The organism is Amycolatopsis sp. NPDC004368 (genome assembly GCF_053602515.1).
In genome coordinates this window covers 57,898-70,661 of record NZ_JBSGDT010000012.1, presented here as the reverse complement: position 1 = coordinate 70,661, position 12,764 = coordinate 57,898, and the positions used below count along the sequence as shown (strand labels likewise).

The 12,764-nt window shown below is 69.7% G+C and carries 10 protein-coding genes; 5 read left to right on the top strand and 5 right to left on the bottom strand.

Features of this window, described 5'->3' with window-relative positions; genetic code table 11:
• Positions 1 to 47: 47 nt before the first annotated feature.
• A complete protein-coding gene (locus ACWEOE_RS18955; RefSeq protein ID WP_285971935.1) occupies positions 48 to 401 on the top strand; it encodes a histone-like nucleoid-structuring protein Lsr2 in 354 nt (117 codons plus the stop codon).
• A 121-nt stretch (positions 402 to 522) separates the two neighbouring features.
• On the opposite strand, the gene ACWEOE_RS18950 is transcribed toward ACWEOE_RS18955, so the two are convergent.
• Positions 523 to 1,323, bottom strand: a complete 801-nt coding sequence (locus ACWEOE_RS18950; RefSeq protein ID WP_452010616.1) for an AraC family transcriptional regulator — start codon at positions 1,321 to 1,323, stop codon at positions 523 to 525.
• 65 nt (positions 1,324 to 1,388) lie between these two features.
• On the opposite strand from ACWEOE_RS18950, the gene ACWEOE_RS18945 reads away from it, so the two are divergent.
• Positions 1,389 to 1,958: a TIGR03086 family metal-binding protein gene (locus ACWEOE_RS18945; protein ID WP_452010613.1), complete on the top strand. Its 570-nt coding sequence runs from the start codon at positions 1,389 to 1,391 to the stop codon at positions 1,956 to 1,958.
• A 7-nt stretch (positions 1,959 to 1,965) separates the two neighbouring features.
• On the opposite strand, the gene ACWEOE_RS18940 is transcribed toward ACWEOE_RS18945, so the two are convergent.
• Complete coding sequence (locus tag ACWEOE_RS18940) at positions 1,966 to 2,799, bottom strand: (2Fe-2S)-binding protein (protein ID WP_452010610.1); 834 nt, start codon at positions 2,797 to 2,799, stop codon at positions 1,966 to 1,968.
• 369 nt (positions 2,800 to 3,168) lie between these two features.
• Here ACWEOE_RS18940 and ACWEOE_RS18935 point away from each other — a divergent pair, with 369 nt between their 5' ends.
• Positions 3,169 to 5,715: an ATP-dependent Clp protease ATP-binding subunit gene (locus tag ACWEOE_RS18935; protein WP_452010607.1), complete on the top strand. Its 2,547-nt coding sequence runs from the start codon at positions 3,169 to 3,171 to the stop codon at positions 5,713 to 5,715.
• A gap of 66 nt (positions 5,716 to 5,781) precedes the next feature.
• Positions 5,782 to 6,810, top strand: a complete 1,029-nt coding sequence (locus tag ACWEOE_RS18930; protein ID WP_452010604.1) for a hypothetical protein — start codon at positions 5,782 to 5,784, stop codon at positions 6,808 to 6,810.
• Here ACWEOE_RS18930 and pcp read toward each other — a convergent pair.
• From pcp to ACWEOE_RS18915, 3 genes are all read right to left on the bottom strand, one after another.
• On the bottom strand, positions 6,803 to 7,432 hold the full coding sequence (gene pcp / locus ACWEOE_RS18925; RefSeq protein ID WP_452010601.1) for a pyroglutamyl-peptidase I: 630 nt from the start codon (positions 7,430 to 7,432) through the stop codon (positions 6,803 to 6,805). The two genes, ACWEOE_RS18930 and pcp, sit on opposite strands and share 8 nt — an antisense overlap.
• A gap of 71 nt (positions 7,433 to 7,503) precedes the next feature.
• The gene (locus tag ACWEOE_RS18920; protein WP_452010598.1) at positions 7,504 to 7,746 is read right to left on the bottom strand and encodes a hypothetical protein; all 243 of its coding nucleotides are present in this window, start codon (positions 7,744 to 7,746) and stop codon (positions 7,504 to 7,506) included.
• Positions 7,747 to 7,929: 183 nt separating this feature from the next.
• The gene (locus ACWEOE_RS18915) at positions 7,930 to 9,375 is read right to left on the bottom strand and encodes a M1 family metallopeptidase (RefSeq protein WP_452010595.1); all 1,446 of its coding nucleotides are present in this window, start codon (positions 9,373 to 9,375) and stop codon (positions 7,930 to 7,932) included.
• A 158-nt stretch (positions 9,376 to 9,533) separates the two neighbouring features.
• On the opposite strand from ACWEOE_RS18915, the gene ACWEOE_RS18910 reads away from it, so the two are divergent.
• On the top strand, positions 9,534 to 12,704 hold the full coding sequence (locus ACWEOE_RS18910; protein ID WP_452010592.1) for a BTAD domain-containing putative transcriptional regulator: 3,171 nt from the start codon (positions 9,534 to 9,536) through the stop codon (positions 12,702 to 12,704).
• The last annotated feature ends 60 nt before the right edge of the window (positions 12,705 to 12,764 follow it).

Genomic DNA, 12,764 nt, shown 5'->3' with positions numbered 1-12,764 from the left:
TCGCCCCGTAACCAGATCATTCGCGTAAGCCCCGCAGGAGGAAACAGATGGCACAGAAGGTGCTGGTCTCCCTGGTCGATGACCTCGACGGCAGTGAGGCCGAAGAGACCGTCGAGTTCGGTTTGGACGGTGTGACCTACCAGATCGACCTGTCTTCGGAAAACGCCGAAGAGCTGCGCGACGCACTGGCCCAGTACGTGGAACACGCCCGTCGCGCCGGTGGCCGCAAGCGCGCCGCGCTGCGTCCGGTCGCCGGCGCGAAGGCCTCGGCCCGCCCGGCGACGGTCGATCGCGAGCAGAACCAGGCCATTCGCGCCTGGGCGCGCAAGAACGGTTTCGCGGTTTCCGACCGGGGACGCATCCCGTCGGAGGTCGTGGAGGCCTACCACCAGAAGAACTGAGGGCTACAACGCGAGGACGGCCGCCGGAAACAATCCGGCGGCCGTTTTGCTTGTCCGGTTTCTGTCCGGTTCAAGCGGGCGCGTGTTGGAGAACGGTCGTTGTTCGACGTGTTCTCCGTGTTCAAGCGGTCGGATGGCGGCGGGCTGAACGGGCGAACTCGCCGGGCGAAGATCCGGTCACCGCACGGAAATCACGGGTGAAGTGCGGTTGATCGCTATACCCGAGCCGTGCGGCGAGGTCGGCGAAATCGGGGCTCTCGGCGTCGGCGAGCCGGCGTGCGGCGTCGTTCAGGCGGTATATCCGGATCGCCCACTTGGGCGTGCAGCCGACGTGTTCCGCAAAGAGCCGTTGAAGTGCACGTGCGGACAAGCCGGCGGCCGCGGCGAGGTGATCCGCGCGGGTGATTTCCGGATCGTCCGCGATTGTTTCCACCGCGGCGGCGGCCGTGCGCGCGGCGGGCGGAAGCGGTGCCTGCTTTGCGATCAGCAAGTTGTCGACTGCAGCGATCATTTCCTCGTCGCCACTCGCATTTCGCACCGATTCGGCGGTTTCGGCGCCGGAGTCGCCGAACACGGCCTCCAGCGGCACCGATCGGTCCGCGAGCGTCCGCACGGGCGCGCCGAGGAACGGCCGGAAGCAGCCAGGGCGGAACCGCACCCCGAGGCCGTGGGCGCGGCCTTCCAGCCGGTGGGTGAACAACGTGTGGCCAGGGCCGTAGACGCCGCACGCACCGGGGAAGAAGGTCACGTGCACCGCGATGTTGGGCAGCACGTGCTGGTCGTGGTGTCCGTCGAGGTCCCAGTGCAGCACCCAGTGGTAGTCGACGAACTCGGTCAGCGCGGGCGCCGGCGCGTGGCGCGCCAGCGTGAACTTCGTGCGGGCCACGTGCTCGTCGACGATGCCGCGCGGGATCCGGCGCATGGGCTCACGCTAGTGCGTCGCGTTCGTTCAAGACGGGTTGTCGCACGCCGTGCTTGGCTTCGCGCATGACCGACCACTCCGCCCTGCTGCGTCCGGCCGCCACCGAGTTCCTGCGCGTCGCGGCCCTGCCGCCGCTCACCGCCGCGACCCCGTGCGCGGACTACGATGTGCGCGGCCTGCTCAACCACCTGCTCTACTGGGGCCCCTGGCTCGCCGCCGCCGGGCGGCGCGAGACGTATACGGCGACCGGTTCCGAAGCCGAGGCCCCCCTCGTGCGCGACGACTGGTTCGCAACGCTGGAGAAGCAGACCGAAGCCCTCGTCGACGCCTTTACGCCCGCAGCGGCGTGGGAAGGCCTGGCGACGCTCGGCTCGGCCACGGTGCCCGCGGCGATCGTCGGCGACATGGTGCTGGGCGAGTTCGTGATCCACGGTTGGGACCTCGCCCGCGCCGCCGGCACGCCGCTGAGCTGTCCGGACGAGGCCGCCGAAGCCGTGCGCGCCTCCGCCGTCGCCATGGGCGAGCAGGCGCGCTCGATGGGCGTCTACGGACCCGAGGTAGCGGTTCCGGCCGATGCCCCGGCACTCGACCGCGCGCTGGGCGCGTCGGGGCGCAACCCGGGCTGGCGTGCGTGACCTGCGCTTACCGTGAACAGACGCGAGGGCATTCCTCGCACTCCGCCTCGCCTGGCAGCAGGTAGGAGAAACAGCAGCTTTCGCGACGCCGTTCCCACGCGCGGTGCCCGTCGGCGTCCACGGCCATCCGCAGGGTGGAAGCCGAGGTCAGCGGGCGGTACCGGTCGTCCAGCACCAACGCCGCATCGGCCACCCCGGCGCCTTCCGCATCCGGGGTCCCGCCTTGCCGGCCGACCCACCACAGTGAGTTGTCGAGCGCGTCAGTGGCCGCGGCCCACAGCATGCGGCGGCCGAGGCGGCTGCCGGGCGCGTAGGCGCGGACGAACCGTGTGGCGTGCGCCACGAACTGGGCGCGCAGCACGCCGGCCAGGGCGCGTTCGTCGGCCACGACCGTGGCTTCCGGGCGGGCCGAGCCGGGGTCGGTGGGCAGGCAGTAGAAGCTGTCGCCCAGTACGGCCATGCCGTCGGGGTGCGGGCGGTCGTCGCCGAGGCCGAAGGCGAGCTGCTCGGGCTTGAGCGACGGCACGCGGCGCTCGTGGTGCAGCAGGAGCGCTCCGACATACGCCGGCACGTGCAGGTACCACGACATCACGTAGCTCGCGGCCGTGCGCTCGGGCGCGGCGCCGTGGTTGTGCAGCAGCCACTTTTCGAGCCGTTCACGCCATTCGGTGAAAAGCTCGGGGTGTTCCAGCAGCTCGGCGCAGTGCAACCACCCGGTCGGGACGTCTCGGCGCAGCTCACCGCGTTCCTGGAGCCCCCCGACCCTCAGGAGCGACGACCCGAGGCAGTCACCGACGGCACTCGCGTCCGGCCGGTCCTGGAACGACCGCTGCTGGTTCACCGCGGCCCTCCTCACCGGCCGGATTCATTAGGCGTGCCTAACCTTACAGAAGTGGGGCAGTTGCGCCAATCGGGTGCCCACCTGGTGGAAACCGGCAGCTCCCGGACGTGTTCGCGCTGAGCGGACAGGGGGGCGGGCGCGGAATCCGAACGAGGGGCCGTACGTTCGACAAGGAGTAAAAGTGCAGGGCAACCGGATGTTCGACGGTGACCGGAAGGGTCGCCGGCCGGGTGTTGAAGGGCCACCGCAAGCCGTAGTGGTACGCAAGCGCGACCGCATGGCTACTACAGTGGTCTCACGGTGCTGTCCGACGCGGGTGTGAATCCGTGCCGGCAACGGGCCGCCGACGCAGCAGTCGAGGGAGTGCGCATGTTTGAGAGGTTCACCGACCGCGCGAGGCGGGTGGTCGTCCTGGCCCAGGAAGAGGCCCGGATGCTCAACCACAACTACATCGGCACCGAGCACATCCTCCTGGGTCTGATCCACGAGGGTGAGGGTGTCGCCGCCAAGGCGCTCGAGTCGCTGGGCATTGCCCTCGAGGGAGTGCGCCAGCAGGTCGAAGAGATCATCGGCCAGGGCCAGCAGGCGCCGAGCGGGCACATCCCGTTCACGCCGCGGGCCAAGAAGGTGCTTGAGCTGTCGCTGCGCGAAGCGCTTCAGCTCGGCCACAACTACATCGGTACCGAGCACATCCTGCTCGGCCTGATCCGCGAGGGCGAGGGCGTCGCCGCCCAGGTCCTCGTGAAGCTCGGTGCGGACCTCAACCGGGTGCGCCAGCAGGTGCTCCAGCTCCTGTCCGGCTACCAGACCGGCGAGAAGTCCACCGAGAGCGGTTCCGGCCGCGGCGAGGGCACCCCGTCGTCGTCGCTGGTGCTCGACCAGTTCGGCCGCAACATGACCGTGCTCGCCCGCGAGGGCAAGCTCGACCCGGTCATCGGGCGCGGCAAGGAGATCGAGCGGGTCATGCAGGTGCTGTCCCGCCGTACCAAGAACAACCCGGTGCTCATCGGCGAGCCGGGCGTCGGCAAGACCGCCGTCGTCGAGGGCCTCGCGCAGAGCATCGTCAAGGGCGAGGTGCCCGAGACGCTCAAGGACAAGCAGCTCTACACGCTGGACCTGGGCTCCCTGGTCGCCGGCTCCCGCTACCGCGGTGACTTCGAAGAGCGCCTGAAGAAGGTGCTCAAGGAGATCAAGACCCGCGGCGACATCATCCTGTTCATCGACGAGCTGCACACGCTCGTCGGTGCGGGTGCCGCCGAGGGCGCCATCGACGCGGCTTCGATCCTGAAGCCGATGCTGGCCCGCGGTGAGCTGCAGACGATCGGTGCGACCACGCTCGAGGAGTACCGCAAGTACATCGAGAAGGACGCCGCGCTGGAGCGCCGCTTCCAGCCGATCCAGGTCGGCGAGCCGTCGCTCGAGCACACGATCGAGATCCTCAAGGGCCTGCGCGACCGGTACGAGGCGCACCACCGTGTCTCCATCACCGACTCGGCGCTGGTCGCGGCCGCCACGCTGGCCGACCGCTACATCAACGACCGGTTCCTGCCGGACAAGGCCATCGACCTCATCGACGAGGCCGGCGCCCGCATGCGCATCCGCCGCATGACCGCGCCGCCGGACCTGCGCGAGTTCGACGAGAAGATCGCCGACGTCCGCCGCGACAAGGAGTCCGCGATCGACGCGCAGGACTTCGAGCGGGCCGCCCGCCTGCGTGACGAGGAGAAGACCCTCCTCGGCCAGAAGGGCGAGCGCGAGAAGCAGTGGAAGGACGGCGACCTCGACGTCGTCGCCGAGGTGGACGACGAGCAGATCGCGGAGGTGCTGGCCAACTGGACCGGTATCCCGGTGTTCAAGCTCACCGAGGAGGAGACCACCCGGCTGCTGCGCATGGAGGAAGAGCTCCACAAGCGCATCATCGGCCAGGAGGACGCGGTCAAGGCTGTCTCCCAGGCGATCCGCCGTACGCGTGCCGGTCTGAAGGACCCGAAGCGCCCGTCGGGCTCGTTCATCTTCGCCGGCCCGTCCGGTGTCGGTAAGACCGAGCTGTCCAAGGCGCTCGCGGCCTTCCTGTTCGGCGAGGACGACGCGCTCATCCAGATCGACATGGGTGAGTTCCACGACCGCTATACCGCTTCGCGGCTCTTCGGTGCCCCTCCGGGCTACGTCGGCTACGAAGAGGGCGGGCAGCTGACCGAGAAGGTGCGGCGCAAGCCGTTCTCGGTGGTGCTCTTCGACGAGATCGAGAAGGCGCACCAGGAGATCTACAACACGCTCCTGCAGGTGCTCGAAGACGGCCGCCTCACCGACGGCCAGGGTCGCACGGTCGACTTCAAGAACACGGTCCTGATCTTCACCTCGAACCTGGGCACCTCGGACATCTCCAAGTCCGTGAGCCTCGGCTTCTCCTCCGGAGCGGATGTCACCAACCGCTACGAGAAGATGAAGCAGAAGGTCAACGAGGAAATGAAGAAGCATTTCCGGCCCGAGTTCCTGAACCGCATCGACGACATCATCGTGTTCCACCAGCTCACTCAGGAACAGATCATCCAGATGGTCGACCTCATGATCGGGCGTGTGGAAACGCAGCTCAAGGCCAAGGACATGGAGCTGGAGCTCACGGAGAAGGCCAAGGCTCTGCTGGCCAAGCGTGGCTTCGACCCCGTGCTCGGTGCCCGGCCGCTGCGTCGCACGATCCAGCGCGAGATCGAGGACCAGCTGTCCGAGAAGATCCTGTTCGGCGAGGTCGAGCCGGGTCAGATCATCCTGGTCGACGTCGAGGGCTGGAGCGGCAACCCCGAGGACCGCGACGACGAAGCGCACTTCACCTTCCGCGGTGAGAAGCGCCCGTCCTCGGTCCCGGACGCGCCGCCGGTCAGCATCGGTGCCTCGGAGCACGACACCGAGAACGACTGATCGCTTGACGGTTCGAGAAGGGCGGTTCCCCACCGGGGAGCCGCCCTTCTCCGTATTGTCGAAGCCATGGGGGATTCCCGGCTGACCAATCACTTGCGCGTGGCCACGGCTCTGTCGCTGCTGAGCGACCGGCAGCTCGCCGAACGCCTCAAAACGGCCGAAGTCGTGTCCCGGGGCATCGGCGGCACGGGTGTGCGGCTCGACATCGACGGCGTCCCGGTGTTCGCGAAGCACCTGCCGCTCACCGAGCTCGAACGGCGGTACCCGCACTCCACCGCCAACCTCTACGACCTGCCGCTGTACTGCCACTACAGCTTCGGCGGCTCACCCGAGGGCTCGGCGTGGCGGGAGCTGGCGGTGCACGTCATGGCCACGAACTGGGTGCTCGGCGGCGAGTGTGAGTACTTTCCGCTGCTGCACCACTGGCGCGTGCTGCCGGTGCGGGCCGGCCGCGTGCCGGACCGGCCGCTCGAAGAGGACGTCGAGTACTGGGGCGGCTCCCCAGCCGTGCGCCGGCGGCTGGAAGAACTGGAAGCCGCCGAGTCGAGCGTGGTCCTGTTCTGCGAGTACTTCCCGACGACGCTGCACCTGTGGCTCAAGGAGCATCTCGACGAGTCGGAACGCGTCGAGCAGCAGCTGTTCGAGGCGGCTGCCTTCCTTCGGGCGCAAGGCGTTCTGCACTTCGACACCCACTTCGGCAACTACCTCACCGACGGCTCGCGGATCTACCTGACCGACTTCGGCCTGGCGCTCGCGACCCGCTTCGACCTCAGCGCCGACGAGCGCGCGTTCGCCGAGGCGAACGTGGAGCACGACGAGGCCTACCTGGCCATGTTCGCGACGCAGTGGCTGATCACGGAGGTGTGCGGCACCTGGGACCGGCCCGCGCGGATGGCGGCCATGCGCCGCGCGGCCGCGGGCGACCTGCCGCTGCCGGAACCCGTGGCGTCGGTGGTCGCGCGGCACGTGAAGCGGGCGGTGGTGTTCACCGACTTCTACGACCGGCTGCGGGAGGACCACGAGGCGCCGTTCCCGAAGTTGCCTATCCCGAATGTGCTTGTCCCGAATGTGCTTGTCCCGAACGTGCCTAGTTGAGCGTGCCGGCGGACTCTTTCAGATCTTCCCGCATGGTCAGCGCCGTGTCGATCACGGCCTCGACCGCGTCGGCCGACTGCTCCACCGCCAGCGCGGGCCCGCTGCGCCCGCTCTGCTCCGGCGCCGACGGCACGTGCACGAACCCGCCCCGCAGGCCAGGGAAGTCCGTGGTGATGAGGTGCATGAGGCCGTAGAACACCTGGTTGCAGACATACGTGCCCGCCGTGTACGACACGGCCGCGGGCACGCCCTTCGCCTGGATCGCCGCCACGGCCGCCTTGACCGGCAGCGCCGTGAAGTACGCGGCCGGACCGTCCGCGATCACCGGCACGTCGACGGGCTGGTCGCCCGCGTTGTCGGGAATCCGCGCGTCGACGAGGTTGATCGCCACGCGTTCCGGCGTGACTGAGCTGCGTCCGCCCGCTTCTCCCACGCACACGACCAGGCTCGGGCGGTGGTGCTCGATCGCTGCTCGCAACGCCGGCAACGACGCAGTGAATTCCACCGGCAGCTCCACCGCGACCACGTCGTGCCGCCGCGCGGCCACCGCCGACACCGCCGCCCACGACGGATTCGTCGCCGAACCACCGAAGGGCGCGAACCCCGTGAGCAAGACCGCCATGCCGAACTCTCCTCGTGACGCGGTGAGGGCCTCCCCGGGCAGATCGGGGAGGCCTTCACAGAAGGTACAGATCACGCAGTGGTTTTGAGGTCGCCCGGGTAGAGGTGGTAGGTGATCTTGGCTTGGAATGGCAGGCCGCGCAGGAGTGGCAGCGGTGGGGTGATGGTGAGTTCGTGGTTGCCGCTGCGGGTGAACTCGGCTTTGAGTCCGTTGACTTTGACCGAGTCGACGGTGAGGCCGTTGAGGTCGAGGTTGAAGGAGCTCAGTGTCTGGGTGGCTCGTGCGCTGATGGTCTGGGCGCCGGGGGTTCGCACCGAACTGTGGGTCCTGTTGTCCGGAAAGCTGGTGGCATGCGCGTGGCGCTTCCGGGTCCGCTGCGGCGGCCCGCGACGACGGCACCCCGGTGGAGATCGGCGGTGCTGTTCGCCGGAATTCCCCTCGTGACGCGGTGAAGGCCTCCCCGGGCGGACCGGGGAGGCCTTCACCGAAGGTACAGATCACGCAGTGGGCTTGAGATCACCCGGGTAGAGGTACTGGTCGGAGGGCTTGCCCGAGCCGTAGATCCAGGCGTCGAAGAAGCCCTGCAAATCCTTGTGGGACACGGACTCGCAGTACTTCTGGAACTCCTGCATGCTCGCGTTGCCGTTGCGGTGCAACGAGTTCCACGTCTTGAGCACCTTGTCGAACGACGACTGGCCCAGGTACTTGCTCAGGGCGTGCAGCGCGACCGGGCCCTTGGAGTACACGTAGGTGAACTCGTTGCCCGGGCCCATGTCGTAGAGCTTGCCGTTCCAGAAGCGGTCGGAGGCGGTGGCCACCTGCTGCCGGTACTGGTCGTCGAGGTTCACGCCGTTCTTGGCCTCGTCCCAGAGCCAGGTGGCGTAGGAGGCGAAGCACTCGTTGAGGCAGACGTCCTTCCAGTGGTCCACGGCCACGGTGTCGCCGTACCACTGGTGGGCGTTCTCGTGCACGATCGTGTCGACGTTGCCCGCGCGGCCCGAGTAGATCGGCCGGCTCAGGGTCTCCAGGGAGAACCCGATGGGCTCGGCGAGGTAGATGCCGCCGGCGGCGTCCACGGGGTACTTGCCGAACTTCGACTCCAGGAAGTCGAGGATCTCCGGCAGGCGGGCGTCGGCCTGCTTGGTGGAGTCGGGGGTGCCCGGGGCGAACGCGCTGACGATCGGGGTGCCGTCCTTGCGCTTGCGCTTGTCGAACGTCCACTTGTCGATGGCGACCGTGGTCATGTACGGCGCGGCGGGCGTGTTCTCGGCCCACCGGTGCGTGGTGCCGTGTGCTGTCTTGTGCGAGCCGAGCTCACGGCCGTTCGCGATCACGCCCCACTCGCTCGGGACGGTGATGGCGAGGTGGAAGGTCGCCTTGTCGCGCGGGGTGTCGTTGACCGGGTACCAGGTGCTGGCCGACTTCGGTTCGCCGGCCACGAACGCACCGCCGGTCTTCGCGTACTGCCAGCCGTTCTCGCCCAGGAGCGGATCGTCGATCGGCGCGGGCACGCCGTGGTAGGTGATCACGGTGCGGAACGGCAAGCCGCGCAGCAGCGGCAGCAGCGGGGTGACCGTGAGCTCGTGGTCGCCGCTGCGGGTGAACTCGGCCTTGAGTCCGTTGACCTTCACCGAGTCGACGGTGAGGCCCTTGAGGTCGAGGTTGAACGAGCTCAGCGTCTGGGTGGCCCGGGCGCTGATCGTCTGCACGCCGGTGAGCTGGTGGCTGTCCGGTGCGTAGGTCACGGCGAGGTCGTAGTCGGCGACGTCGTAACCGCCGTTGCCGTCCTGCGGGTAGTAGCTGTCGCCGGCGCCGTCGGCGCCCGGTGTGCCCCAGCCGAACCCGTCCTGTCCCGCGGAGGCGACGCCGCCGCCCAGGCTCAGCGCGGCCAGAGTGGCGACGACCGTCACTGCCGGGCGGCGCCAGCGGTGCTGCAGTCTCATGAACGCTCCTTTGCTGCTCGGAAACCGTTTGCAACGTATCGCCGAGTCGGGCCCTTGATGCCCAGTCATGGTGATTTGTCCGGAAAATCCACACTTACGTCGGTTACCCGTGGGGCCGTTCGGACCCGTGCTCAGCTTCCGTCTGGAAAGCTGGGGGCATGCGCGTGGCGCTTCTGGGTCCGCTGCGGGCGGCCTGCGACGACGGCACCCCGGTGGACATCGGCGGTGCGCGCCTTCGCATGCTCCTGGCGCGGCTCGCGCTCGACGCCGGCCGGGCCGTCCCCGCCGAGGTGCTCATCGACGGACTGTGGGGCACCGAGCCACCGGCCGACGCCGCCAACGCACTGCAGTCGCTCGTCTCGCGCCTGCGCCGCGCGCTGCGTCCGGCCGGGGTCGAGCTCGAGTCCGGCGCCGGCGGTTACCGGCTCGCGCTGCTCGCGGACACCGTCGACGCGCACCGCTTCGAACGCCTCGCCGCCGAGGGCCGGCGTGAGCTGTCGGCCGGCCGCGACGCCCGCGCGGCCGAGCTGCTGCGCGGTGCTCTGGACCTCTGGCACGGCGCCGCGCTGGCCGACGTGCTCGACGCTCCGTTCGCGGCCGCTCCCGCGACCCGGCTCGAGGAACTGCGCACGGAGGCCGCCGAGGACCGCTTCGACGCCGAGCTGCGCCTGGGCCGCCACGCCGATGTGCTGGCCGACCTGACCGCGGCCGCCGAGGCCCACCCGCTGCGCGAACGGCTGGCGGGTCTGCTCATCCGCGCGCTGTGCTCGGCCGGGCGGCAGGCCGACGCGCTCGCGGCCTACGGCGCGATCCGCACGACGCTGGCCGAGGAGCTGGGTGTGGACCCGTCGGCCGAGCTGCAGGAGATCCACCTGCAGGCGCTGCGCGGCGAGCTCGCCCCGGCCGTGGCGGTGACCGATCGGCTGCCGGTGCGGCTCACCAGCTTCGTCGGGCGGGGAGAAGAACTGAAACGGCTCGCCGAGCTGCTCGACGGCTCCCGGCTCGTCACGCTCGTCGGCCCGGGCGGTGCGGGCAAGACGCGGCTCGCGACCGAGGCCGCCGCCCGCCACCCCGCGCACGCCGCCGGGCGCGTGTGGTTCGTACCGCTGGCCGGTGTCCGCGACGCCGACGACGTGCTCGGCGCGCTGTTCACCGCGTTGGCGGTCCGGGACATGCGCGCGAGCGAGACCGAGGTGCGGTGGCGACCGACCGACTTGTTCGAGCACGCCGTCGAAGCGCTGAGCGGCAGTGAAGCCCTGCTGGTGCTGGACAACTGCGAGCACGTGATCGAGGTCGCCGCGCAGCTGGCCGACGACCTGCTGCGTCGCGTGCCCGCGCTGCGTGTGCTGGCCACCAGTCGCGAGCCGCTCGCGATCACGGGTGAGGCGCTGTGCCCGCTCGGCCCGCTGCCCGTGCCGGCCGAGTCCACGCCGCCGGGTGAGGTGGGCGCGCTCGACTCGGCGCGGCTGTTCCTCGACCGGGCCATCGCCGTGCGGCCCGATTTCACGCTCGACGCGTCCACAGTGGACGCCGTGACGCAGATCTGCCGCCGGCTCGACGGCATGCCGCTGGCCCTGGAGCTGGCCGCCGCGCGCCTGCGGTCGATGCCGGTCACGAGCATCGCCGAACGCCTCGACGACCGCTTCCGCCTGCTCACCTCCGGCAGCCGCACGGCCCTGCCGCGGCAACGGACCCTGCGAGCCGTCGTCGAGTGGAGCTGGGACCTGCTCACCGACGCGGAGCGCGCGCTGGCGCGGCGGCTCGCGGTGTTCGCCGCGACGTTCGACGAGGAAGCCGTGACGGCCGTCTGCGCCGACGAGGACCTGCTGCCCGCCGATGACGTGGTGTACGTGCTGGGCTCGCTGGTCGAGAAGTCCATCGTGGACGCCGTTGGTGGACGGTACCGCATGCTGGAGACGCTGCGGGTGTACGCCACCGAGCAGCTCACCGCCTCGGGCGAGACCGAGCGCCTGCGGGTGGCGATGATCCACTACTTCGTGGACCTCGCCGAACGCACCGAGCCGCTGCTGCGCACCCGCGATCAGCTCACGGCGATCACGGTCTTCGAGCTCGAAAACGACAACGTCACCGCCGCGTTGCGGGCAGCCATCGAGTCCGAGGACGTGGACTCGGCGGCCCGCCTGCTCTACGGCAACTTCTGGTACCTCTCGATCCTCGGCCAGAGCGAGCGCGCCAAGCGGTTCGTGGTCGATGTGCTGGCCTTCGGCGACCGCCTGCCGCCCGACGTCGCGGCGGCCCTGCGGCTGAGCCAGCTGATGATGAACATGATGAACGGGCCGCAGGCGATGGCCGGCGCCGTGGAGCTGATCGAGGACTGCGTGCGCACCGGCGCGGCGAAGGGCAACCCGTGGCTCTCGCTCGCGCTGCCGATGGTCGCGTTCCTCAGCGGCCACCGCGAACTGGCCCGGCGCGAGATCACCCGCGCCATGGGCGGCGGCGACCCGTGGAGCCGGGCCGCGGCGCGCTGGGCCGAGAGCTTCCTGCTCGCCGACGAAGGTGACCTGGACGGGTCCGCCCGCGCCCGTGAAGAGGCCCACGCCGGGTTCCTCGAGATCGGCGACCGCTGGGGCCTGGCGATGACGTTCAGCTTCCGCGCCACGAGCCTGTCTCAGCGCGGTGACCGCGCCGGGGCGATCGCTGCTTACACCGAAGGGCTGCGGCTGGCCCTGGAGCTGCGTTCGCAGGACGATGTCGTGCAGCAGTGGTGGCGCCTGGCCGTGGAGCGCTCGCGCGGCGGTGACCACGAGGGCGCCTGGCGCGAGCTGACAGCGGCCGAGCGGTTCGCCGAGAAGACCGGAAACCGGGAGCTCACGACGATCCTGCTGTTCGGCCGGTTGGAACTGCTCATCCGCGAGGGCCGGCTGGCCGAAGCCCGCACGGTCGGCGACATCATCGCGCGCAGCCGCGACGACTGGCCGTTCCCCGGCAATTTCGAGGACGAGTGGTTCGGCATGGTCCACGCCAGGATCGCCCTGGCCGACGGCAAACCCGACGAGGCACTGCCCCACGCGGCGGCGGCCATCCGCTCGGTGAGCGTGCGCATGGACATGCCCGACCTCGCGCGGATCGTCGAGGTCGTCGCGGAGATCCGCTACGCGCAGGGCCGCTTCGAGGCGGCGGCGCGCGTGCTGGCACTGAGCGCCCTGATCCGCGGCGAGTTCGACCTCGGCAGCCCGGAGGTGCTCGCGTTGATCTCGGGGCTGCGCGAAAAGCTGGGTGCGCAGCGGTACGACGACCTCATTGCCGAGGGGCGGGCGATGGACCGGGTCGACGGAATTGCCTGGCTCGTCGAGGAAATCGGGACCTGAACGCGAAACGGTCCCCTCCACCACCCCCGTGGTGAAGGGGACCGTGCGCCCCCATTTTCG

What these genes read in the sequence shown, in the direction of transcription:
- ACWEOE_RS18935 (WP_452010607.1), top strand. Translation starts at nt 3,169, where the DNA reads ATGTTTGAGAGGTTCACCGACCGCGCGAGGCGGGTGGTCGTCCTGGCC.
- ACWEOE_RS18945 (WP_452010613.1), top strand. Translation starts at nt 1,389, where the DNA reads ATGACCGACCACTCCGCCCTGCTGCGTCCGGCCGCCACCGAGTTCCTG.
- ACWEOE_RS18955 (WP_285971935.1), top strand. Translation starts at nt 48, where the DNA reads ATGGCACAGAAGGTGCTGGTCTCCCTGGTCGATGACCTCGACGGCAGT.
- ACWEOE_RS18910 (WP_452010592.1), top strand. Translation starts at nt 9,534, where the DNA reads ATGCGCGTGGCGCTTCTGGGTCCGCTGCGGGCGGCCTGCGACGACGGC.
- ACWEOE_RS18950 (WP_452010616.1), bottom strand. Translation starts at nt 1,323, where the DNA reads ATGCGCCGGATCCCGCGCGGCATCGTCGACGAGCACGTGGCCCGCACG.
- ACWEOE_RS18915 (WP_452010595.1), bottom strand. Translation starts at nt 9,375, where the DNA reads ATGAGACTGCAGCACCGCTGGCGCCGCCCGGCAGTGACGGTCGTCGCC.
- pcp (WP_452010601.1), bottom strand. Translation starts at nt 7,432, where the DNA reads ATGGCGGTCTTGCTCACGGGGTTCGCGCCCTTCGGTGGTTCGGCGACG.
- ACWEOE_RS18930 (WP_452010604.1), top strand. Translation starts at nt 5,782, where the DNA reads ATGGGGGATTCCCGGCTGACCAATCACTTGCGCGTGGCCACGGCTCTG.